General features: G+C 70.2%; 18 protein-coding genes. 6 read left to right on the top strand and 12 right to left on the bottom strand.

The window, feature by feature from the left end:
- Nucleotides 1–6 precede the first annotated feature (6 nt).
- Nucleotides 7–2,262 (bottom strand): transglycosylase domain-containing protein, encoded by a 2,256-nt coding sequence (locus tag ABZ915_RS32365; protein WP_361810593.1) that lies wholly within the window; start codon nt 2,260–2,262, stop codon nt 7–9.
- Between the two features lie 358 nt (nt 2,263–2,620).
- On the opposite strand from ABZ915_RS32365, the gene ABZ915_RS32370 reads away from it, so the two are divergent.
- Entirely contained in the window at nt 2,621–2,842 is a 222-nt protein-coding gene (locus ABZ915_RS32370; protein ID WP_361437988.1) for a zinc ribbon domain-containing protein, read from the top strand.
- Nucleotides 2,843–2,848: 6 nt separating this feature from the next.
- Here the strand turns inward: ABZ915_RS32370 and ABZ915_RS32375 are convergent, their stop codons facing one another.
- From ABZ915_RS32375 to ABZ915_RS32385, 3 genes are read right to left on the bottom strand one after another with little or no spacing between them, the layout of a single operon-like run.
- Nucleotides 2,849–3,661 (bottom strand): HAD family hydrolase, encoded by an 813-nt coding sequence (locus tag ABZ915_RS32375; protein WP_361810595.1) that lies wholly within the window; start codon nt 3,659–3,661, stop codon nt 2,849–2,851.
- Nucleotides 3,661–6,471: a phosphoribosyltransferase gene (locus ABZ915_RS32380; protein WP_361810597.1), complete on the bottom strand. Its 2,811-nt coding sequence runs from the start codon at nt 6,469–6,471 to the stop codon at nt 3,661–3,663. Before ABZ915_RS32380 ends, ABZ915_RS32375 begins: the two co-directional genes overlap by 1 nt.
- A gap of 13 nt (nt 6,472–6,484) precedes the next feature.
- A complete protein-coding gene (locus ABZ915_RS32385) occupies nt 6,485–7,651 on the bottom strand; it encodes an HpcH/HpaI aldolase/citrate lyase family protein (protein ID WP_361810599.1) in 1,167 nt (388 codons plus the stop codon).
- A gap of 188 nt (nt 7,652–7,839) precedes the next feature.
- Here ABZ915_RS32385 and ABZ915_RS32390 point away from each other — a divergent pair, with 188 nt between their 5' ends.
- Nucleotides 7,840–8,625, top strand: coding sequence for a TerD family protein (locus tag ABZ915_RS32390; protein ID WP_361810601.1), 786 nt, complete (start codon nt 7,840–7,842; stop codon nt 8,623–8,625).
- Between the two features lie 13 nt (nt 8,626–8,638).
- Here ABZ915_RS32390 and ABZ915_RS32395 read toward each other — a convergent pair whose 3' ends face one another.
- The 6 genes from ABZ915_RS32395 to ABZ915_RS32420 all read right to left on the bottom strand — a co-directional run bounded on the left by ABZ915_RS32395 (nt 8,639) and on the right by ABZ915_RS32420 (nt 13,108).
- Entirely contained in the window at nt 8,639–9,376 is a 738-nt protein-coding gene (locus ABZ915_RS32395) for a Tellurium resistance (protein WP_361810603.1), read from the bottom strand.
- A gap of 89 nt (nt 9,377–9,465) precedes the next feature.
- Nucleotides 9,466–10,605, bottom strand: a complete 1,140-nt coding sequence (locus ABZ915_RS32400; protein ID WP_361810605.1) for a DUF475 domain-containing protein — start codon at nt 10,603–10,605, stop codon at nt 9,466–9,468.
- 123 nt (nt 10,606–10,728) lie between these two features.
- The gene (locus ABZ915_RS32405; protein ID WP_361810607.1) at nt 10,729–11,304 is read right to left on the bottom strand and encodes a TerD family protein; all 576 of its coding nucleotides are present in this window, start codon (nt 11,302–11,304) and stop codon (nt 10,729–10,731) included.
- Nucleotides 11,305–11,403: 99 nt separating this feature from the next.
- A complete protein-coding gene (locus ABZ915_RS32410) occupies nt 11,404–11,979 on the bottom strand; it encodes a calcium homeostasis/redox stress adaptation protein (protein ID WP_132851078.1) in 576 nt (191 codons plus the stop codon).
- Between the two features lie 114 nt (nt 11,980–12,093).
- Nucleotides 12,094–12,552 carry a peroxiredoxin gene (locus ABZ915_RS32415; RefSeq protein WP_361810609.1) on the bottom strand — a complete coding sequence of 153 codons (459 nt, stop codon included), beginning with the start codon at nt 12,550–12,552 and terminating at the stop codon, nt 12,094–12,096.
- Nucleotides 12,553–12,670: 118 nt separating this feature from the next.
- Complete coding sequence (locus ABZ915_RS32420) at nt 12,671–13,108, bottom strand: DUF3052 domain-containing protein (protein ID WP_361438007.1); 438 nt, start codon at nt 13,106–13,108, stop codon at nt 12,671–12,673.
- A 449-nt stretch (nt 13,109–13,557) separates the two neighbouring features.
- On the opposite strand from ABZ915_RS32420, the gene aceE reads away from it, so the two are divergent.
- Entirely contained in the window at nt 13,558–16,305 is a 2,748-nt protein-coding gene (aceE, locus tag ABZ915_RS32425) for a pyruvate dehydrogenase (acetyl-transferring), homodimeric type (protein WP_361810611.1), read from the top strand.
- Between the two features lie 75 nt (nt 16,306–16,380).
- A complete protein-coding gene (locus ABZ915_RS32430) occupies nt 16,381–17,133 on the top strand; it encodes a potassium channel family protein (protein ID WP_361810613.1) in 753 nt (250 codons plus the stop codon).
- A 71-nt stretch (nt 17,134–17,204) separates the two neighbouring features.
- Here the strand turns inward: ABZ915_RS32430 and ABZ915_RS32435 are convergent, their stop codons facing one another.
- Nucleotides 17,205–17,513 (bottom strand): small hydrophobic protein, encoded by a 309-nt coding sequence (locus ABZ915_RS32435; RefSeq protein ID WP_361810614.1) that lies wholly within the window; start codon nt 17,511–17,513, stop codon nt 17,205–17,207.
- Nucleotides 17,514–17,753: 240 nt separating this feature from the next.
- Entirely contained in the window at nt 17,754–19,370 is a 1,617-nt protein-coding gene (locus ABZ915_RS32440) for an MFS transporter (RefSeq protein WP_361810616.1), read from the bottom strand.
- A 63-nt stretch (nt 19,371–19,433) separates the two neighbouring features.
- Here ABZ915_RS32440 and ABZ915_RS32445 point away from each other — a divergent pair, with 63 nt between their 5' ends.
- Nucleotides 19,434–20,066: a TetR family transcriptional regulator gene (locus ABZ915_RS32445; RefSeq protein WP_361810618.1), complete on the top strand. Its 633-nt coding sequence runs from the start codon at nt 19,434–19,436 to the stop codon at nt 20,064–20,066.
- An 82-nt stretch (nt 20,067–20,148) separates the two neighbouring features.
- A complete protein-coding gene (locus ABZ915_RS32450; protein ID WP_361810620.1) occupies nt 20,149–21,366 on the top strand; it encodes an alpha/beta hydrolase in 1,218 nt (405 codons plus the stop codon).
- Nucleotides 21,367–21,399: the final 33 nt, after the last annotated feature.

A 21,399-nucleotide genomic window follows, 5' to 3' on the forward strand; every position in this document is an offset into this window, starting at 1 on the left:
CCGGGATCAGCCGAATCCCATGGCTTTCGACCATACGGTGTACGGGACGCTGTCCGCGGTGGTGCCGGCGAGTCCCTTGAGCGGCAGCGGTTCGAGAGATTTGGCCAGATCGATGCGGTAGACGACGACCGCGGTGGTCACGGACGAGGCGGTACCCGTGTACCAAGAGGCGGTGTCGTCCTCGGTGGTTCCGGCCTTCCCGGACACCTGGGCCGTGACGGGCGCCCCGGCCGGGTGTGCGATGCGGAAGGACTCGGTGAGCCCCCGGCTGACGGCCTCGGCCACCTTCGCGCCGACCGCGCGCTGCGCACGCGGGGTGACCAGGGCGACCTGGGCGCCGTTGCGGGTGATCCGGCGCACCGAGTACGGCTCGGTGTGCGTGCCGGAGGCGGCGAACGTGGCGTATCCGCCGGCCATCCGGATCGCGCTGGGCGTGGAGTTGCCCATGGACAGCGCGGGCACCTGCGGGCCGATGCTGGAGGCGAGCAGACCGGACGCCTCGGCGGTCCGGGTCACCTTGTCGAGGCCGGTGTCCATGCCGAGCTGCATGAAGGGCACGTTCACCGACTGGGCGAGCGCCTTGTCCAGGGTGATCTGCCCGTAGGACTTGCCGTCGTCGTTGTGGGCGGTGACCCGCTTGCCGCTGCGGTCCCAGTAGGGCCCCTCGGGCGTGGTGACGATGTGGCCGTCGTCGCCGTCATAGACCGTCTCGGGCGAGACGGGGCTCGGGACCCCGTTGCGCTTCTTGACGATGCCGTGCTCGAGCCCGGCGGCGTAGACGAACGGCTGGAACGCCGAACCCGCCTTGACGGTGGACGCGTTGGACTCGTTGTAGCCCTGGGTACGGTGGTCGGGGCCGCCGTAGACGGCGAGGATCCGGCCGTCGGTGGCCACCGAGGCGGCCCCGTAGTGCCCGGCCTTCGCTTCCTCGGGGTGGTCCTGCTTGGCCTGCTTGCGGGCCTTGGCCACGGCGTCGGTGAGCGCCTTCTCCCGCTTGTGGTCGAAGGTCGTGTAGATCTGGTAGCCGCCCAGGTCGAACTGCTGGTCCGTGAGGTGCGCGGACTTCTTGGCGTACTGGGACGCGAGCTCCACCAGGTAGTCGCTCTGCTCACCCGTGTCGTACAGCGGGTTGGTCTTCAGCGGGTCGGGGAACTTCGTGTACTTGGCCCGCTCCTGCGGCGACAGCTTGCCGATCTTGACCATCCGGTCCAGGATCCAGGACCAGCGCTCCACGGCCCGCTTGTGGTTGGCCTTGCCGAGCGTGGGGTCGTACAGGCCGGCGCCCTTGAGCAGGCCGGCGAGACAGGCGGCCTCGGAGGCGTTGAGCTTGCTGACGTCCTTGCCGTAGTAGGCCTGGGCCGCGCGCTGGATGCCGTAGGTGCCGCGGCCGAACCAGCTGGTGTTGAGGTAGCCCTCGAGGATCTGGTCCTTGCTCATCTTGTTGTCGAGCTTGAGGGCGATCATCGCCTCGGTGAACTTGCGGCTGACGGTCTGGTTCTGGGTCAGGTAGACGTTCTTGACGTACTGCTGGGTGATGGTGGAGCCGCCCTCGGTGTCCCCTTGGCCGACCGTGCGCCACAGGGCCCGGGTGATGCCCTTGAAGGAGATGCCGGGGTCGCTGTAGAAGTTCTCGTTCTCCGCCGCGAGGACCGCCCAGCGGACGTCCTGGGGTATGTCCTTCAGTGGCATCGCCTGCCGCTGCACCCAGCCGGTGCGGGCCATGGGCGTGCCGTCGGACCAGAAGTAGACGTTGTCCTGCTGGGTGGCGTACGTGTTGAGGTTGTCCGGTATGTCGGTGACGGCGTAGGCGACGACCAGGAACATGCCGGTCAGGCCGATCGCGGTGAGCCAGGCCCCCAGCCACTGCCGCCAGGAGGGCATCCAGCGGCGCCAGCCGGTGCGGCCGGGGCGCGGGTAGACCGGCTTCAGCTTCCGGGCGTAGGGGGATATTCGCGCGGCGAGCGGGGCGAGGTACCGCGCGGCGGTGGCGGTGACACGAGCAACGGCGGGGGGCATCGTGCGCTTACCGCGCGGCTTGCGGCGGTCGGCGCGCCGACCGGGCGTGCGGACGGTCTCCCGCAACCGGGACACGCGCAGTGCCATCGTCTCGTCGGGTCTGGGCGGCGCGCTCCCGCCGTCGGCGTCCCAGTCGTGGGCGTCCCTGCCCAGCGCCTCCTTGCGGGCGGCGTCCTTACGGAGGGCCTCGACGCTCAGCTGCATGGTCTCGTCCGCTTTGCGCAAAGCGTCGACGTTCAGCTGCATCGTTTCGTCCGGCGGCAGCGAAGGGCCCGCCGCCGGCCGCTCGTTCGGCGCAGCTCGGCGTTTCCGGGGACGGCGGTCGTCCTCCGGGAGACCCTCCCCCTGCCCTGCCTCGGTCACTACTGCGTCTCCCTCCGCACTCGTTCTTGCGCGCGGGCAGACTCAGCGGGTGGACTTGACCGCCGCTCACGCGGCGTACGCCCCCCTCTTCCCCCGGTCTCGCTCCGGACTTGCGGCTCCTCGCGGCGCTCACAAATTACCAGCGATCTTTGCAAAATCTCCGCACACGTGCCGGACAGAAATCAACACTCATGAAACTCTGAGCTGCCCTTGTCACGGCCCCGGCGGTTAGCCTATCGGCATGCCTCGCTACGAGTACCGGTGCCGCAGTTGTGGAGACACCTTCGAACTGAGCCGTCCCATGGCCGAGTCCTCCGCTCCGGCGGCCTGCCCCGCCGGTCACGAGGACACGGTCAAGCTGCTGTCCACGGTCGCGGTGGGCGGCTCGGCGGCCGCGCCGGCACCCGCGCCGCGCGCGGGCGGCGGCGGTGGCGGGTGCTGCGGCGGCGGCTGCTGCGGCTGAGCGCGGTTACCTGGGCGCCTGCGCGGCCCTGAGGAACTCGCGGGTGATCCGCTCCCCCGCCAGCACCCCGCGCTCGGGCAGCGCCGTGATCCCGGGAGCCGTCCAGCTGGTGTCGGCCAGCTCGCCGTGGCCCGGGCGCCAGCCCCGGTCGACGGCCAGCAGCAGATCGGCGTCGAGGAGCGAGTCGCCCGCGCCGAGGACGAGGTCCGCGCCGGTGCGGCGGGCGACCTCGCGGACGGCGGCGCTCTTGGTGAGCGGCCCCGGAACGGCGTAGAGCTTGCGGCCCTGGAGGGAGACCGTCCAGCCGAGGTTCTCCGCCCACACGGCGAGCTCCTTCACCCAGTCCTCGGGCAGCAGTTCGCGCTCGACGACGAGGTAGGCGAAGAGGTCCTCGGCGACGCGGTGCTTGCGCACCCAGACCGGGTCGGCGGTCCGCAGCAGGTGCTCCTGCACCTCGGCGAGCGGCGCGCACTCGCCGGCCAGCCGGTCGGTCACCTCCCGGTGCCAGTCGGGGTCCGAGACGCCGTCCACCAGCAGGTGGCCGCCGTTGGCGCAGATCGCGTACTCGGGTTCCGGGCCCGGCAGGTTGATGCGCTGGTACTGCTTGCGGGTACGGGTGGTCGTCGGTACGAACACCGCCGTGTCCCCGAGCTCGGTGAGCAGCTCGGCAGCCGTCTCCGTCATGTACGACAGCGGTCTGCTCTCGTGCACCTCCACGCACAGCAGCCGGGGCGCCCTCGCGTCCGGCATGGTCAGCGCGAGGGCCGCCGCGGAGTAGATCAGCGTTCGGTCGAGGTCGCTCGCCGCCAGCACCGGCATCAGACGTTCACCGCCTTGCCGTCGGCACCGGTCGCGCCGCGCGTGTACTTGGGGTGGATCAGGCCCACGCAGGTGTACGGCAGCTCGTCGACCTCCTCGACGGGTACGCCGCGTTGCTCGGCCAGCAGGCGTACGTGGTCGAGGTCGGGGCCCGCCCCGGCACGGGCCAGGATCTTCCACGGCACCCGGCGCAGCAGCACGCGCGTGGTCTCGCCGACGCCCGGCTTGACGAGGTTCACGTCGTGGATGCCGTACTCCTCGCTGATGCGCTCCACCGCCTTCCAGCCCTCCCAGCTGGGCGTGCGGTCGCCGGCGGCCAGTTCCTTCACGGCCGCGTCCACGCCGTCGGCGACCTCCTGGAAGCGGGCGGAGACCGCGTCCAGGAAGGCCACGGACACGTCCGTGGCGGCCAGTTCGCGGTAGAACTTCGCGCCGTGGAAGTCGTGCGGGCCCACCAGGTCGGCGCGCAGCACGGTGCGGGAGATCAGGCCGGAGACGGTCGAGTTGAGGCAGGCGGAGGGGATGAGGAAGTCGTCGCGGGTGCCGTACGTCCGCACGCACGAGCCCGGGTCGGCCAGTACCGCGATCTCCGGGTCGAAACCGGTGATCCCGTCGGAGTCCGCGAACTCCTCAAGGGCGTCGGCGAGTTCGCGGGTGATCGCGCCCTTGCCGGTCCAGCCGTCGACGAAGACGACGTCCCGGGGGTCGTGGTGGGCCGCCAGCCAGCGCAGGGCGTTGGCGTCGATGCCCCGGCCGCGCACGATCGACACGGCGTAGTGCGGCAGCTCCAGACCGTGCCGGAACTTCGCCCAGCGGCGCATCAGCACGCCGACGGGGGTGCCCGCGCGGGCCAGGGAGACCAGCACCGGGCGGGGCGACCGCTCGGCGATCACGGTCTCGGTCACGACTCCGACGGCCTGCGCGATCCGTGTCGCCGAGACCTGGAGGGCCGCGTGGAACAGCGCCTGGTACTGCTCGCTCGGCTGGTACTCGACGGGCAGCGACTCGGCGTAGTGCGCGCCGCCGCTCTGGATCGCCTCCTCGCGCTCCTCGGTCGGCGCCTCCAGCGTCACGTCCGAGAGGTCCTGGAGCAGCCAGCCGACCTCCTCGGGCGCGTACGAGGAGAAGGCGGGGCCGCGGAGGGGCTCGGGCAGCATGGCTGGCCTTTCGGGGGCGTGCGGGGGCTCGGGGACGTATGACGGTACGACGCCGAGGAGGACGTACGGGACATGCTCGGCCAGTCGGGCCAGGAGGCCGTGCGGGGCGTGCAGCGCGGGTGTGTCGGCAACCGAGTCGACGACGGCGACGACCGCGTCGAAGCCGGCGCCCGCGACGTTGTAGGCGTAGCGCTCGCCGGGGCCGTCGGCGGGGTCGTCATGGGCGGGGAAAACGATTCGGCTGCGTATCGCGTAGCCCGGGTCGTCGACCGCGAGCACGGGTGACCGGGTGGTGGTGGAGTACCGCACCTCACCCTCCACCACCCGCTCCAGCGCCTCCGCCAGCCGCAGCGGGGCGTACATCAGCTCCTCGAACCCGAGCACGAGCACCCGCCGGGCGCCTTCGGGCAGTGCTTCGGCGACCCGGGCGGCCATGCCCGGCAGCGCCTGCTCCAGACGGGTGCGGTCCGCGGGCGTGAACCCGTGCCGGCCCCCGTCGGGAACCCCGCCGGGCCAACCGAGCGGCACGCGGACAACCCGCCCACGCCCACCCGCCTGGGCCTCGCCGTCCCGCCCCGCGGCGACCCCGGCGGAATCCACCCCGCCGGCCACCGCCTCCGGCGTGACACCCCCGGCCGCCCGGCCACCGGCCGCACTGGCGCCGCCTGCCCCGGCCGGGCCGGCCACAGCTTCACGGCTCGCCGGCCCGGCTGCTCGGGCCCACGTCGCCGCGGCGCCCTCGGCCGCCCGGCCACCGAGCACGGCGGCGTCGGCCGGCCGGCCTCCTGCCCCGGCCACTGCCGCATCCGCCGCGCGGCCCGCCGCCTGAGACGCGGCGCCCTCGGTTGCGGCCCGGCCGCCGGCCGCGGCGGCACCGGTCACCTGCTCCCCCGGCCCGGCTGCTCCCGCTTCCGCGGTGGCTCCGTCGGCGGACGTCTCGTACCGCGCCACCAGTTCCTGTCCCTTCGCCAGCACCCCCTCCGGCAGGAGGACCGTGCCGGAGGCGGCGGCGATCAGGTCCACGCGGGCCCCGATCCGCTGGGCGAAGTCCGCGAGGCGGCCCGCGTCCCGCGGGGAGCGCATGTCGACCAGGGCGACCACGACGTACCGCCGCCGCGGATGGCGCTCGTGCAGGTCGCGGATGGTGTTCAGGACCGTGTTGCCGGTGGAGAACTCGTCGTCGACGAGGACCAGCGGGCCGTCCCCCGCCAGCAGCGCGGGGTACGCGGGGAGCAGCAGGTGGGAGGTGGCGTGCGAGTGGGACTCCTCGAAGCCGCCCGCCGGGGCGACACCGGCGACCGGGCGGCGGGTGGAGTGCAGGTACGGGGCGAGGCCGAGGCCGTCGGCGACCGAGTGGCCGAGGCCGGTGGCGGTCTCCGCGTAGCCGAGGACGACCGCGCGGGCCGCCTCCTCGTCGCCGAGCAGCTCACGGACCCGGCGGCCGAGGGCGACCCCGTGGCCGTACACCACGGACGGCGACTGCGGTACGTGCTTGCCCAGCACATTGGAGACGAGCAGGTGGGCCCGCTTGGGGTTGCGGCGCAGGGCCATCCCCAGCAGGCCCGTCAGCACGTCGTCGCCCTTGAGTTCGACCCCGAGCCGCTCGGTGACCCAGGCGCCGGACCAGACCCCGTCGTTCACTGCCTTGTTCATGTGTCCCTTGTGTTCAGCCGGGTATCCCGGCGGCGAGCAGCTCCACGAAGCCGACGTCCTCGTTGGCGACGCCGAACACCTCGGCGCGCAGCATGGTCCGCTCGGCCCAGGCGCGGTGCGGCTTCACCTCGTTCATCTTGTTCGTGTAGGCCGACCGGAGTACACCCCCACCGCCCCGTTCCGGCCGCAGGATGTCCGCCGCGTCGCTGAACTCCTCGTGGCTGACCACGGACAGCGCGTGCACGGGAAGCACGTGCGAGGGGTGGATGCAGGTCTTGCCGAGCAGGCCGTTGGCCTGGTCCAGGGAGATCTCCCGCAGCAGCCCGTCCATCGCGTGCTCGATGAGCCGCTCGCGCAGCCCCACGGCCTGCCCCTCCAGGAAGGGACTGCTCCGCAGCATCGGCTTGAACATGCGTTCGGGTACCCGGAAGTACTCCCACACCGGCCCGGTCACCGTGAACCCCGTGCCGTCGGCCCGCCCCAGCATGTTCACCACGTCGGCGATCACGGAGGCGACGATCTGCACGTCGTACGCGGTCATGTCGGGGGCCCGGCGCAGCCCGTAGGAGGAGCAGAAGTCGGTCACCCCGAGGCGCAGGGCGAGCACCCGGTCGCGGTACTTGTCGACCGCCCGGAAGATCCCCTCCAGGGCGTCGACCCGCGACTCCCGGTACAACAGCTCGGGCGACTCCAGCACCGGCATGGCGAACAGCCGCCGCCCGCTCTCCGCCTCCGCCGTGGCCAGCGCCTCCAGGAAGAGGATGCCGCGCTCCTCGGTGAACTTGGGCATGACGAATCCGGACAGCAGCCGGACGGCGGGGCCGAGACGGCGGGCCAGGTCGGGGATCTGCTCGGGCACCCGGACCCGGATGAAGAGCAGGGGCAGCTCGGCACCGTCCCGCGCGGCCAGGTCGGCGAACTGGCGTACGAGGTTCTCCTCGCCCTCCACGACGTCCGCGTCGTCGATCGAGTCCTCCAGGCACAGCACCATCGAGACCACGCCGCTGCCGGCCTGCTTGACGATGTCGTCGGCGAGCCGCGGCCGGGTGGCGGGGCTGTACAGGGTGGCGCCCAGGGCCGCGGACAGCAGCCGGGCCGGGGAGTCGGCGGTGAACTCGCACGGCTCCTGGTGGAAGAGGCGCCGCCGCACCTCAGGGGCGATGTGCCCGAAATGACGCATGGAACTCCCCCGTGGCACGAAGTAAGCCTGTGGATTCTGAAAACAGGTGGCCGGTAATAGTACGTAGACGTCCATGTCCTGGGTTCCCCCGGGCCATGAATTTCAAGTAACGGCGGGCGTGTACGCGTGATTTTCCGCAGCCGGACCCCGCATTGTCGTGACCAGGACCGAGAGGGCAGGATGACCGCATGACGCACGCGATGCTGAAGGGGTCGAACGTCCCTCTCGAAGCCACGACGGTGCGCGCCGTGCTGCGCTGGGCGCCCGGGCAGGGAGTCCCGGACGTCGACGCCTCGGCGCTGCTCCTCGGCCCCGACGGCCGTGTGCGCTCCGACGAGGACTTCGTGTTCTACAACCAGCCCCGGCACCCCTCCGGGAAGGTGTGGCGGCTCGGCAAGAAGCGTGCCGCCGAGGGCCTCACCGACACGATCCAGACGGATCTCACCGGTGTCGAGCCCGGCGTCGGCCGGATTCTCCTGGTCGCTTCGGCGGACGGTATCCCCTTCGAGCACGTACAGGCCCTGCGCATCCTGCTGTACGACGCGACCGTCGCGGACGGGGAGCCGCTGGCCCACTTCGACATCAAGCCCGAGACCGGCGCCGAGACCGCGCTGATCTGCGGTGAGCTGTACCGGCGTGGCGAGGGCTGGAAGTTCCGCGCGCTGGGCGAGGGCTACTCCAACGGCCTCAAGGGCCTGGCGACCGACTTCGGCATCTCGGTGGACGAGTCGGAGGCGGCGGAGGAGCCCTCCCCGTCGCAGCCGCTGCCCCCCGAGCAGCCGACGACCTCGGTCCCGCCGCAGCCCGCGTACGGCTATCCCCAGCAGCAGCCCGCGACCACGCAGCCCGCCTACGGATACCCCCAGCCGACGAGCTCCGCGAGCCCGCCGGCGTACGGCTACCCGCCCGCGGCGACGGTCGCCCCGGACCCGGACTTCCGCCTGCCGCCCCAGGGACCGCAGTTCGTACGCTGAGCGGGCCCGGGGGTCACTTCTCCGCCTTGGTCTTGTAACCGCGCCCCCACTGGAGTCCCCACCCGTACAGCCGGTCGAGTTCGGCCTGGAACCCGTAGACGAACTTCACCTCGCGGCGGACGACCAGCTCGCCCTTGATGTTCTCGATCATCACCACGGCGCAGGAGCGGGCCTGCTGGTGACGCTCGTCCAGGCCTATCTCGATGCGGGGGCCGTTGCTCGGGTACAGGGTGACGATCGCGTGCGTGCGGTCGAACGCCGGCGTCTGGTCGTAGATGTAGACGAAGACCAGCAGGCGCTTGATGTTGTCCCGGTGATCGAGGTTGACGTACATCGTCTCGCCGGACGCGGAGCCGAACCGGTCGTCGCCGCTGAGCTTGACGTACGGCGGCCCGTTGGCATCCCCGAGGTAGCCGCCGAGGGGCTGCACCACGCCCTTGGTGCCGTCCGTGAGCTCGTACAGGCAGCCCAGGTCGAGGTCGACGTTGACCATGCTCTGCCCGTGCCCGAGGATCTCCGGCGGCTTGAGCGCCTGGAAGGGGCGCCGGAACAGGCCCCCGCGCGGACCGCCACCGAAGTCGGACGTCCGCATCCGCCAGGTCAGATTGACGCGCAGGTGCCCGGTGGCCGCGCCCTGCTTGGTGAGCGACACCTGGTGGTGCCGCTTGGTGAGCTCGATGGCGTTGCTCGCGGCGCTGCCCGAGTCGAAGTCGTTCGCACGCGCGCCCAGCAGCCCGTCGAAGAATCCCATTCCCGCCCCCAGCTACTCAGATCACAAGCGAAGGGGGCGGCCGCCGTAGACGGCCGCCCCGCTCAGAGCGTTCCTCGGCCGGAGGGCCGTCACACTCCGGACGAGACCTCGGCCTTCGCGTCCGTCTCGCCCTCCGCGGCCGCCAGGGCGCGGTTGCGGCGGACGGAGGACCAGAAGGACCAGGCGATCAGGACGACGCCGACGAGGCCGGTGATGACCTCGTTGATCTCGTACTGGATGGTGACCATGAGGATCACGGCCAGCGCGCCGATCGCGTAGTGGGCGCCGTGCTCCAGGTAGACGTAGTCGTCCAGGGTGCCCTGGCGGACCAGGTAGACGGTGAGCGACCGGACGTACATCGCGCCGATGCCCAGGCCCAGCGCCATCAGGACGATGTCGTTGGTGATGGCGAACGCGCCGATCACACCGTCGAAGGAGAAGGACGCGTCGAGGACCTCGAGGTAGAGGAACATGAAGAACGCGGCCTGGCCGGCCAGCACGACCGCGGACCGCTTCTTGCCGGTGCGGGCGGCTTCTTCCTCCTCCTCGTGCTCGCGCTCCTCGTCCTCCTCGAGCCTGTCCTCGAAGTAGCCGGAGAGGCCCCCGACGATCATGTACGTGATCAGACCGGCGATGCCGGCGATCAGCACCGTCTGCGCCTTGTCGACGTGCGCGCCGCCGTGCTGGTGGGCGTGGGTGGCGAAGGTGAAGGAGGTGATCAGCAGGACGATCAGCGCGATGCAGACCGACAGCATGTCGACCTTGCCGAGCTTGGCCAGGGGGCGCTCGATCCAGCGCAGCCACTGGATGTCCCGGTCCTCGAAGATGAAGTCGAGGAAGATCATCAGCAGGAACATGCCGCCGAAGGCCGCGATCGCCGGGTGCGCGTCGGTGACCAGCTGCTGGTAGTGGTCCTTGTTGTTCAGCGCCAGGTCGACGGCCTCGATCGGTCCCATCTTGGCGGTGACGGCGACGATCACGACCGGGAAGACCAGCCGCATGCCGAAGACCGCGATGAGCACGCCGACCGTGAGGAAGATCTTCTGCCAGAAGGCGTTCATCTTCTTCAGGATCCCGGCGTTGACCACCGCGTTGTCGAAGGACAGCGAGATCTCCAGGACGGCGAGGATGGCCACGATGCCGAAGGCTTCCCACCCCCCGTAGAAGATCGCGGCGACCAGGCCGAGCGCGGTGACCGCGAACGACCAGCCGAAGGTTTTGAGAAGCACTGCTTACCCCATCGTGTCGGTACGGGTCCGCCCCGGGCCGTACTCGGCTTTACTCACTGTTGACCCCGAAGTCTAGAGCGTGGCCCTCAAGCCCGACCAGGAGGGGCATTCCGGCCTTGACCTTTACGAGACGTTGACCCCGAAGTCCAGGGCGATGCCCCGCAGTCCCGACGCGTACCCCTGGCCCACCGCGCGGAACTTCCATTCGCCGCCGTAGCGGTAGAGCTCGCCGAAGATCATGGCGGTCTCGGTGGAGGCGTCCTCGCTGAGGTCGTAGCGGGCCAGTTCCTGGCCGTCGGCCTGGTTGACGACCCGGATGAAGGCGTTGGAGACCTGGCCGAAGGTCTGGCCGCGCTCGTCCGCCTGGTGGATGGAGACGGGGAAGACGATCTTGTCGCAGCCGGCCGGCACCTTCTGGAGGTCGACCAGGATCGACTCGTCGTCGCCCTCGCCCTCACCGGTGAGGTTGTCGCCGGTGTGCTCGACCGAGCCGTCCGGGCTCTTGAGCTGGTTGTAGAAGACGAACCACTCGTCGCCGAGCACCCTTCCGCTGGTGCACAGCAGCGCGCTGGCGTCCAGGTCGAAGGGGGCGCCGGTGGTGGAGCGGGCGTCCCAGCCGAGTCCGATCATGACGTTGGTGAGGTTCGGTGCGGCCTTGGAGAGGGAGACATTGCCTCCCTTGGCGAGCGTGACGCCCATGTTGCTGGTCCTCCCCGGGATGTTGCTCTTCTTCGGTTGTCCTGCGCGTCCGGCGCCGACCGTAAACGGTGCGGCGCCGGACAGAGCGAGCGGGGTACCTCAGACGTTGACGCCGAAGTCCTGGGCGATCCCGCGCAGGCCCGAGGCATAGCCCTGGCCGATGGCGCGGAACTTCCACTCCGCGCCGTGCCGGTACAGCTCACCGAAGACCATGGCCGTCTCGGTGGAGGCGTCCTCGCTCAGGTCGTACCGGGCGATCTCCTGTTCGCCCGCCTGGTTGACGACGCGGATGAACGCGTTGCGGACCTGGCCGAAGGACTGCTGGCGGTTCTCCGCGTCGTAGATCGAGACCGGGAAGACGATCTTCTCGATGTCGGCCGGGACGCCGGCCAGATTGACCTTGATCTGCTCGTCGTCGCCCTCGCCCTCACCGGTGATGTTGTCACCGGTGTGCTCGACCGAGCCGTCGGGGCTCTTGAGGTTGTTGAAGAAGACGAAGTGCTGGTCGCTCGCGACCTTGCCGGAGTTGTTCAGCAGCAGCGCGCTGGCGTCGAGGTCGAAGTCGGTGCCGGTCGTGGTGCGGACGTCCCACCCCAGACCGACGATGACGGCGGTCAGGCCCGGGGCCTCCTTCGTCAGCGATACGTTGCCGCCCTTGCTGAGGCTGACTCCCACGGGTCCTCCATGTGGTGTCCAGGGGCGGGGAGCCCCGTCGTGCGTCGGATACCGGATCAACGATTCGATCCTAGTGACGGGTTCCCGCACCCCGCAGTCCCTGGAGGTGAAGAATCACAGGGTGTCGAGCGCCTTGACGTACTCATTCAGGTCACGGGCGTCCGGAAGCGCGTTGACGACGGTCCAGCGGACCACGCCCTCCTTGTCGATGACGAAGGTGCCGCGCACGGCGCAGCCCTTGTCCTCGGCGAAGACGCCGTAGGCGCGGGAGACCTCGCCGTGCGGCCAGAAGTCGCTCAGCAGCGGGTACTCGAGGCCCTCCTGCTCGGCGAAGACGCGCAGGGTGTGGATGGAGTCGTTGGAGACGGCGAGCACCTGGGTCTCGCGGTCGTCGAACTGCGGCAGGTTGTCCCGCACCTCGCACAGCTCGCCGGTGCAGACGCCGGTGAAGGCGAAGGGGTAGAAGAGCAGCACCACGTTCTTCCGGCCGTGGAAGTCGGACAGCTTCACGGTCCTGCCGTGGTTGTCCTTCAGTTCGAAGCCGGGGGCCTTGTCGCCGACCTGGATCGCCATTCGTCCTGCTTCCCTTCGGTGGGGCTGTTCGGGTGGGAACACCCTACGCAGCGCCCGCTCCGGGGCGGCGGACGGGCCGAGCACGGCTCGGCCCGTCCGGTGTCCGGGACGAGGGGGGCTACCTCTTGGACTTCGCGGCCTTCGGCGTCGCCAGGCGCGAGCCGCTCCAGTCCTTGCCCACGCTGACGCTCTTGGACGCCGTCAGCCCCGCGGTGGCCGCGGCTTCCGAGATGTCGCTCGGCTCCACGTACCCCGTCCGGCCGGTCTTCGGCGTGAGGAGCAGGATGGCGCCGCCTTCCTCGATGTACGTGGTGGCGTCCACCAGTGCATCGGTCAGGTCGCCGTCATCGTCGCGGAACCACAGCACCACGGCGTCGGCCACGTCGTCGTAGTCCTCGTCCATCAGCTCGCCGCTGATGACTTCCTCGATGGACTCGCGGAGCTCCTGGTCGACGTCGTCGTCGTAGCCGATCTCCTGGACCACCTGCTCGGGCTGGAACCCCAGCCTGACGGCAGGGCTCGTCCGCTCCTCCGCGTGGTCCGCGGTCGCGCTCACGGGTTGCCTCCTGATCATGTCTTGGTGAATATCTCAGCCACGCGCGTGCGCGAAGCATTGGCCGTAGTCCACACGGGCGGGGCGGATCGCGCAAGTACCCGGCCCTCCGGACCGCCGAAACGGTGACGATCCCGGCCGTGTCGCCGCAACTTACGGCACCGTATCGCGAGCCCGGCCGACGTACACCACACCCTTGTGCCCGGTTTGCGAGGTTTGAAATCATTCAAAATCATCCGCGGGCACGACCCTCGAACAACTATGCCAAGTCCGTCACCCGTCGGGCGTATCGTTGCGTTTTGGCCGGGCCTGCCCGAGTGCCGCTAGAGGGGGACCGTACGGACACCTCGGTTACCTCACGGTAGAGATGACGTACGCCTTCCCGAGGTACACGATGGGGAACGATGTGGCACGAGCAACTAACACTGGCCCTCTGACAGGTAAGGAACAGCGTGGCTTCCGGATCCGATCGCAACCCGATCATCATTGGCGGCCTTCCGAGTCAGGTTCCTGACTTCGATCCCGAAGAGACCCAGGAGTGGCTCGACTCCCTGGACGCCGCCGTCGACGAGCGAGGCCGGGAACGGGCCCGCTATCTCATGCTGCGCCTGATCGAGAGGGCTCGCGAGAAGCGCGTGGCCGTGCCCGAGATGCGCAGCACGGACTACGTCAACACCATCCCCACCAAGAGCGAGCCGTTCTTCCCCGGCAACGAGGAGATCGAGCGCAAGATCCTCAACGCGACCCGCTGGAACGCGGCCGTGATGGTCTCGCGCGCGCAGCGCCCCGGCATCGGCGTCGGCGGCCACATCGCCACGTTCGCCTCCTCCGCCTCCCTGTACGACGTGGGCTTCAACCACTTCTTCCGCGGCAAGGACGAGGGCGACGGCGGCGACCAGGTCTTCTTCCAGGGCCACGCCTCCCCCGGCATCTACGCGCGCGCGTTCCTGCTCGACCGGCTCTCCGAGCGGCAGCTGGACGGCTTCCGCCAGGAGAAGTCGAAGTACCCCGACGGCCTGTCCAGCTACCCGCACCCGCGCTCCATGCCGGACTTCTGGGAGTTCCCCACCGTCTCCATGGGTCTCGGCCCCCTCGGCGCGATCTACCAGGCGCGGATGAACCGCTACATGGAGGCGCGCGGCATCGCGGACACCTCCAAGTCGCACGTGTGGGCGTTCCTCGGCGACGGCGAGATGGACGAGCCGGAGTCGCTCGGCCAGCTGAGCATCGCCGCCCGTGAGGGCCTGGACAACCTGACCTTCGTCGTCAACTGCAACCTCCAGCGCCTCGACGGCCCGGTGCGCGGCAACGGCAAGATCATCCAGGAGCTGGAGTCGGTCTTCCGGGGTGCCGGCTGGAACGTGATCAAGCTGATCTGGGACCGCTCCTGGGACCCGCTGCTCGCGCAGGACCGGGACGGCGTGCTGGTCAACAAGATGAACACGACGCCGGACGGCCAGTTCCAGACGTACGCCACCGAGACCGGGTCGTACATCCGCGAGCACTTCTTCGGCGACGACCACCGGCTGCGCGCCATGGTCGAGAACATGACCGACCACCAGATCCTGATGCTGGGCCGCGGCGGTCACGACCACCGGAAGATCTACGCGGCGTTCAAGGCGGCCAACGAGCACAAGGGCCAGCCCACGGTCATCCTGGCCAAGACGGTCAAGGGCTGGACGCTGGGCCCGAACTTCGAGGGCCGCAACGCCACGCACCAGATGAAGAAGCTGACGGTCGACGACCTCAAGCGCTTCCGCGACCGGCTGCACCTGCCGATCTCCGACAAGGAGCTGGAGTCCGGCGCGCCGCCGTACTACCACCCGGGCCGGAACTCCGAGGAAATCCAGTACATGCACGACCGGCGCAAGGGCTGCGGCGGGTACGTCCCGACGCGTGTCCTGCGCGCCAAGCCGCTCGCGCTGCCGGAAGACAAGACGTACGCGACGGTGAAGAAGGGCTCGGGCCAGCAGTCCATCGCGACGACCATGGCCTTCGTCCGGCTCCTGAAGGACCTCATGCGGGACAAGGAGCTCGGCAGGCGGTTCGTGCTGATCGCGCCGGACGAGTACCGCACGTTCGGCATGGACTCCTTCTTCCCGAGTGCGAAGATCTACAACCCGCTGGGCCAGCAGTACGAGTCGGTCGACCGCGAGCTGCTGCTGGCGTACAAGGAGTCGCCGACCGGGCAGATGCTGCACGACGGCATCTCGGAGGCGGGCTGCACGGCCTCGCTGATCGCGGCCGGCTCGGCGTACGCCACGCACGGCGAGCCGCTGATCCCGGTGTACGTCTTCTACTCGATGTTCGGTTTCCAGCGCACCGGCGACCAGTTCTGGCAGATGGCCGACCAGCTCGCGCGCGGTTTCGTCCTGGGCGCGACCGCCGGACGTACGACCCTGACCGGTGAGGGCCTCCAGCACGCGGACGGCCACTCGCAGCTGCTCGCCTCGACGAACCCGGCCTGTGTCGCCTACGACCCGGCGTACGGGTACGAGATCGCGCACATCGTCCAGGACGGCCTGCGCCGGATGTACGGCGCGGACGCGGAGCACCCGCACGGCGAGGACGTCTTCTACTACCTCACCGTCTACAACGAGCCCATCCAGCACCCGGCCGAGCCGGCCGACGTGGACGTCGAGGGCATCCTCAAGGGCATCCACCGGATCGGTCCCGCCGGCTCGGGCTCGATCCCGGCGCAGATCATGGCGTCCGGCGTGGCGGTCCCGTGGGCGCTGGAGGCCCAGCGGATTCTCGCCGCGGACTGGAACGTCAAGGCCGACGTGTGGTCCGCGACCTCCTGGAACGAGCTGCGCCGCGAGGCCGTGGCCGTGGAGGAGCACAACCTGCTGCACCCGGAGGAGGAGCAGCGGGTGCCGTACGTGACGCGGAAGCTGACCGGCTCGGAGGGTCCGTTCGTGGCGGTGTCCGACTGGATGCGCTCGGTTCCGGACCAGATCGCGCGATGGGTGCCGGGCACGTACCAGTCGCTGGGCGCGGACGGCTTCGGCTTCGCCGACACCCGGGGCGCGGCCCGGCGGTTCTTCCACATCGACGCGCAGTCGATCGTGGTGGCGGTGCTGACCGAGCTGGCGCGCGAGGGCAAGGTCGACCGGTCCGTGCTCAAGCAGGCCATCGACCGGTACCAGCTGCTCGACGTGTCGGCGGCGGACCCGGGGGCGGCCGGGGGCGACGCGTAGTCGCCGCGCGGCGTGCGGATCAGGGCGGTGGAGTTCGAATCTCCACCGCCCTTACCGTTTCTTTACGATGCGGTCATGGAGCAGCAATCGGTGCAAGCACGCTGGGAACGGCACACCCAACGGCCCCTGCTCGCGCTCGCGGTGGCCTTCGCCGTCGCCTATGCCGTGCCGATCGTGGACAGTTCGGCGAACCGGTCCCTGACGGTCCTGTGCACGGCCACGGAGTGGGTGGTGTGGGCGGCGTTCGCCACCGACTACCTGATACGGCTGGCGCTCGCCCCGCGGCGCGGGGAGTTCGTACGGACGCACTGGCCGGACCTGTGCGCGGTGGTGCTGCCCATGCTGCAACCCCTGCGGCTGCTGCGGATGGTGTCGACGCTGCTGCTGGTGGGGCGGCGGGCGCGGATGGCCTCGCAGATCCGGCTGACGACGTATGTCGCCGGTGCGGTGGTGGGGTTGCTGATGTTCGGCTCGCTCGCGGTGCTGTCCGTGGAGCGGGAGTCACCGCGGGGGAACATCCGGACGCTGGGTGACGCGGTGTGGTGGTCGTTCACCACGATGACGACCGTGGGGTACGGGGACCACGCGCCGACGACCGGGCTCGGGCGCATGATCGCGGTCGGGCTGATGCTGTCGGGGATCGCGCTGCTCGGTGTCGTCACCGCGAACATCGCCGCGTGGTTCATCGGGCAGTTCGCCAAGGACGACCTCGAGGAACAGCGGCAGACGGAGGCGATCGAGACCCTGACGGAGGAGGTCCGCCTGCTGCGGGCCGAGGTCGCGGCGCTGGCCGGGCGGGAGCGGGTCGGTGAGGAGCAGCCGCGTTAGCCGGGCCGAACGGGACCCGGGTCAGCCGGGGCGAACGGGGGTCCGGGGGCAGGGCCCCCGGAGACCGCCGCTCAGAAGAACCCGTTGCCCATCGTCGCCGACCCCGCCAGCCAGATGATGGCCAGCAGGGTGTCGATGGCGCCCAGCACCAGGGCCACCAGAGCGGGGATGCCGCGGTCGGACGACCATGCGCGGCCCATCGCCAGCCAGCCGCAGACGACTGCCACCGGGCCGAGGATGATGCCCAGGGTGAAGAAGCCGGCGACCGCGCATATGGTCCCGATGATTCCGAGCGTCGCGCGATCCGGCCCGCTCCGCTGCCACGTCCGGCCGCGTGAACGGGGGTACCTGCGCGTTCCGTGCCCGAATCCCGCCATCATCAACTCCCTGGTCGCTCATGGACTGTTCGGGTTCGATGCTCGGGTACCCCTGTTCCGCGTCCCCAGACCTGCGCGCTGCCCCCCTCCAGCAGCGCGCAGCGGCCCGGGTGTCCTCCCATGCCCTGCGGAGGACTTGACCCACTGTGACCTGCGGCGCGTGCCGGGGGCGAGGAATCTTTAGCGGAGTCACCCTGATAGGGGAACTTCGCCCGGGAGAAGCGGCGCGCCAGATGCGGCGCGCTAGATGTGGCCCACGCCCGCGCCCGCCTCCGCGTTCTCGCCGCGCTTGGTGAGCAGGGCGACCAGGATGGCCACCGCGGCCACACCCGCCGCAACCAGGGACGCCAGGCTCATGCCGGAGATGAAGGTGTCGTGCGCGACGGCGGTGATCTTCTCGACCAGCGGCTGCGGCGTGCCCTTGGCCACCGGCGCCACACCGACCTGGACCGCCTCGGAGGCCTGGTCCAGCTGCGCGGGGGTGAGCTCGGGCAGCCCCGCGCCGGTCCAGTTGCCCGGCAGGTCGCTGTCGACCTTGGAGGCCATCACGGCGCCCAGCACGGCCGTGCCGAGGCTGCCGCCGATCTGCATCGCGGCCTGCTGGAGACCGCCGGCCACACCGGAGAGCTCCATCGGGGCGTTGCCGACGATGACCTCCGTGGCGCCGACCATGACGGGCGCGAGGCCGAGGCCCAGCAGGGCGAACCAGAGGGACATGACGGCGCTGCCGGTGTCCGTCTGAAGCGTGGACATGCCGTACATGGCGATCGTGGTGGCCGCCATGCCGCCGGCGAGCGGGATGCGCGGGCCCAGCTTGGTGATCATGGCGCCGGCGAGCGGGGAGCCGACGATCATCATGCCGGTGAGCGGGAGCAGGTGGAGACCGGCGTCGATCGGGCTCATCCCGTGCACGTTCTGGAGGTAGAACGTGACGAAGAACAGGCCGCCCATGAACGCGATGGCCATCAGGACCATCAGGACCACGCCCGCCGACAGCGGCACCGAGCGGAACAGGCCCAGCGGGATCAGCGGCTCCTTCACCCTCGTCTCCCAGAAGGAGAACACGGCGAAGAGCACCGCGGACGCGACGATGAAGCCCCACGTCTTCGCGTCGCCCCAGCCCCAGGCGGGCGCCTTGATGAGCGCCCAGACCAGGCAGAACATCGCACCGGAGAGCAGGGCGATGCCGAGGATGTCGAAGGAGCGGGGCGCGTTCTCGGCGCGGTGGTCCCGCAGGATCAGCAGGCCGAGGGTGAGGGCGAGGAGACCGACCGGCACGTTGATGAAGAACACCGACTGCCAGTTGACGTGCTCGACCAGGACACCGCCGAGGATCGGGCCGCCCGCGGTGGAGGCGCCGATGACCATGCCCCAGATGCCGATCGCCATGTTGAGCTTGTCGGCCGGGAAGGTGGCCCGCAGCAGGCCGAGGGCGGCCGGCATCAGCAGCGCGCCGAACAGCCCCTGGAAGACGCGGAAGGTGACGACCGCGGCGATGCTGCTGGACAGGCCGATGGCGCCCGAGGCGGCGGCGAAGCCGACGACGCCGATCAGGAAGGTCTGCCGGTGGCCGAACCGGTCGCCGAGCTTGCCCGCGGTGATCAGGGACACCGCGAGGGCGAGGAAGTAACCGTTGGTGATCCACTGGACCTGCGCGAAGGTGGCGCCGAGGTCCTTCTGGATGGCCGGGTTGGCGATCGCCACGATGGTGCCGTCGAGGGCCACCATCATGACGCCCACGGCCACGGTGATCAGGGTGAACCACGGGTGACCGCGCAGCCCGCCGGCCGGGGTCGGTTCCGACGGGGCTTCCGGTGCCTTGTCCCCCGGCCCCGTCGAGTCGATGGTCTGACTAGTCATACGCGCGAGGCTAGTGTCAGCCGCTGACAATTGACAAAACATTTCAGTTACGGGGAGAAGCACATGAGTGAAGCGGGGCTGCGCGAGCGCAAGAAACGGCGCACCCGGGACGCCCTGCTGCGCGCCGCGCTCGAACTGTTCCTCACCCAGGGGTACGAGCACACGACCGTCGACGAGATCGCCGAGGCCGTCGACGTCTCGCAGCGCACCTTCTTCCGCTACTTCGCCGGCAAGGAGGACGCGGCCTTCTGCGTCACCCGGCTCGCGGAGTCCCACTACGTCCGGGCCGTACGCGAACGCCCGCCGCACGAGGCCCCGCTGGAGACGCTGCGGCAGGCCGTCATGGCGAGCTGGGACACCATCGGGGAGGCCATCGAGCAGGTCGTACCGGTCGAACTCCACCTGCGCGCCTACCGGATGATCGAGGCCACGCCCGCCCTGCTCGCCGCCCACCTGCGGCGCCAGGTGGAACTGGAGGAGGAGATCGCGGGGATCATCGCCGAGCGCGAGGGCCTCGACGTGGACGCCGATCCGCGCCCGCGCCTCCTGGTGGCCCTGTTCGGTGGAGTGATGCGCGTCACTCAACGGACCTGGGCGGTGGGCGAGGAGTGCAGTATCGAGGCGATCCGCGAGCTCACCGCCGCCTACCTGGAGCAGGTCGGGCCCGCGCTGGCCGGGAACTGGCGATCCGTCTGAGTCCCCCGTCACACCTACCGAAACGTGATCCCTGTCACTCGGTTACCGCGAGACCCTCCCGTTCTCTTAGTGTGTCCTCCCAGTGACTTCCTTCGACACCTCCCCGCAACTCAACGTCTGGCGCGCACTGCTCGCTCTGGCCGTCGTGTTCGTGATGCTCGCGACCACCGGCTGGACCGCCCTGCGCGGGCACCGGGAGACCACCCCCCTACAGGCCTCGCTCTCCGCCTGGGAGCACGGCCGCGTCGGCGGGCACCGGCTGCCGGACCCGGACGAGAGTCCCGCCCGGCTCGCCCGCTTCTTCGTCTCGCTCACCGAGCGGCAGCGCGCCGGCCTCGCCCACAGCTACCCGCTCGCGGTCGGCAACATGAACGGCGCCCCCGTCGAGCTGCGCTACCGGGCCAACCGCATCGCGCTGAAGAAGCAGCGCAAGGTGGAGAAGAAGCGCATGCACGACAGCCGGCTCTCCCCCGTCGGGCAGCAGCAGGCGGGCCGCCGCATGCACCGCTTCGAGTCGCTGATGAGCAAGGGCCGGCAGATCCTCGCCTTCGACCCCGACGGCTCGGGCCGGATCGCCGAGGTGTTCGGCAACCTCGACAAGGCCGAGCGGATCTCCGTCGTCGTCCCGGGCGTCGACACCGACCTGCTCACCTTCCAGCGGACGAACCGCAGGTACACCGCGCCGGTCGGCATGGCCGAGGCCCTGTACGCGGCCGAGCGCACCGCGAGCCCCACGACCCGGACGGCCGTGATCGCCTGGGCCGACTACACCGCGCCCAGCGGGCTCGGCGTGGACGCGGCCACGGCGATGCGCGCCGAGGACGGCGCCGTACGCCTGAACGCGCTGCTGCGCGCGCTGCCCGGCAGCGCACCCGTCACCACCTTCTGCCACAGCTACGGCTCCGTGCTGTGCGGGGTCGCCGCGCACGAGATGCCGCGCCGGGTGGCCGACATAGCCGTGGCCGCCAGCCCCGGCATGCACGCCTCCCAGGCCTCCCGCCTGGGCACCGGAGCCCGGGTGTGGGCGATGCGGGACGCCTCCGACTGGATCCAGGACGTGCCCTACCTCGAGGTCGGCGGGCTCGGACACGGCGCCGACCCGGTCTCCACGGCGTTCGGCGCGCGGGTGCTGTCGGCCCAGGACGCCAGGGGTCACGCCGGTTATTTCGAGCCGGGCACGGACAGCCTGCGCAACTTCGCCGACATCGGGGTCGGCGCGTACGACTCGGTGCTGTGCGCCCATGACGATGCCGGGTGCCGGGACGGTTTGTCCGCTACGACGACGGCCGGACGCGCGTAGAGACAGCAGGAAGTGCGGTCCGCGCGGGGAGGG

Origin of the sequence: Streptomyces sp. NPDC046915 (assembly GCF_040644935.1) — a bacterium.
GTDB lineage: Bacteria > Actinomycetota > Actinomycetes > Streptomycetales > Streptomycetaceae > Streptomyces.

Bases quoted from the DNA above. Each gene is read 5' to 3' on its own strand.
- ABZ915_RS32365 (WP_361810593.1), bottom strand. From the start codon at position 2,262: ATGCAGCTGAACGTCGACGCTTTGCGCAAAGCGGACGAGACCATGCAG.
- ABZ915_RS32370 (WP_361437988.1), top strand. From the start codon at position 2,621: ATGCCTCGCTACGAGTACCGGTGCCGCAGTTGTGGAGACACCTTCGAA.
- ABZ915_RS32375 (WP_361810595.1), bottom strand. From the start codon at position 3,661: ATGCCGGTGCTGGCGGCGAGCGACCTCGACCGAACGCTGATCTACTCC.
- ABZ915_RS32380 (WP_361810597.1), bottom strand. From the start codon at position 6,471: ATGAACAAGGCAGTGAACGACGGGGTCTGGTCCGGCGCCTGGGTCACC.
- ABZ915_RS32385 (WP_361810599.1), bottom strand. From the start codon at position 7,651: ATGCGTCATTTCGGGCACATCGCCCCTGAGGTGCGGCGGCGCCTCTTC.
- ABZ915_RS32390 (WP_361810601.1), top strand. From the start codon at position 7,840: ATGACGCACGCGATGCTGAAGGGGTCGAACGTCCCTCTCGAAGCCACG.
- ABZ915_RS32395 (WP_361810603.1), bottom strand. From the start codon at position 9,376: ATGGGATTCTTCGACGGGCTGCTGGGCGCGCGTGCGAACGACTTCGAC.
- ABZ915_RS32405 (WP_361810607.1), bottom strand. From the start codon at position 11,304: ATGGGCGTCACGCTCGCCAAGGGAGGCAATGTCTCCCTCTCCAAGGCC.
- ABZ915_RS32415 (WP_361810609.1), bottom strand. From the start codon at position 12,552: ATGGCGATCCAGGTCGGCGACAAGGCCCCCGGCTTCGAACTGAAGGAC.
- ABZ915_RS32430 (WP_361810613.1), top strand. From the start codon at position 16,381: ATGGAGCAGCAATCGGTGCAAGCACGCTGGGAACGGCACACCCAACGG.
- ABZ915_RS32435 (WP_361810614.1), bottom strand. From the start codon at position 17,513: ATGATGGCGGGATTCGGGCACGGAACGCGCAGGTACCCCCGTTCACGC.
- ABZ915_RS32440 (WP_361810616.1), bottom strand. From the start codon at position 19,370: ATGACTAGTCAGACCATCGACTCGACGGGGCCGGGGGACAAGGCACCG.
- ABZ915_RS32445 (WP_361810618.1), top strand. From the start codon at position 19,434: ATGAGTGAAGCGGGGCTGCGCGAGCGCAAGAAACGGCGCACCCGGGAC.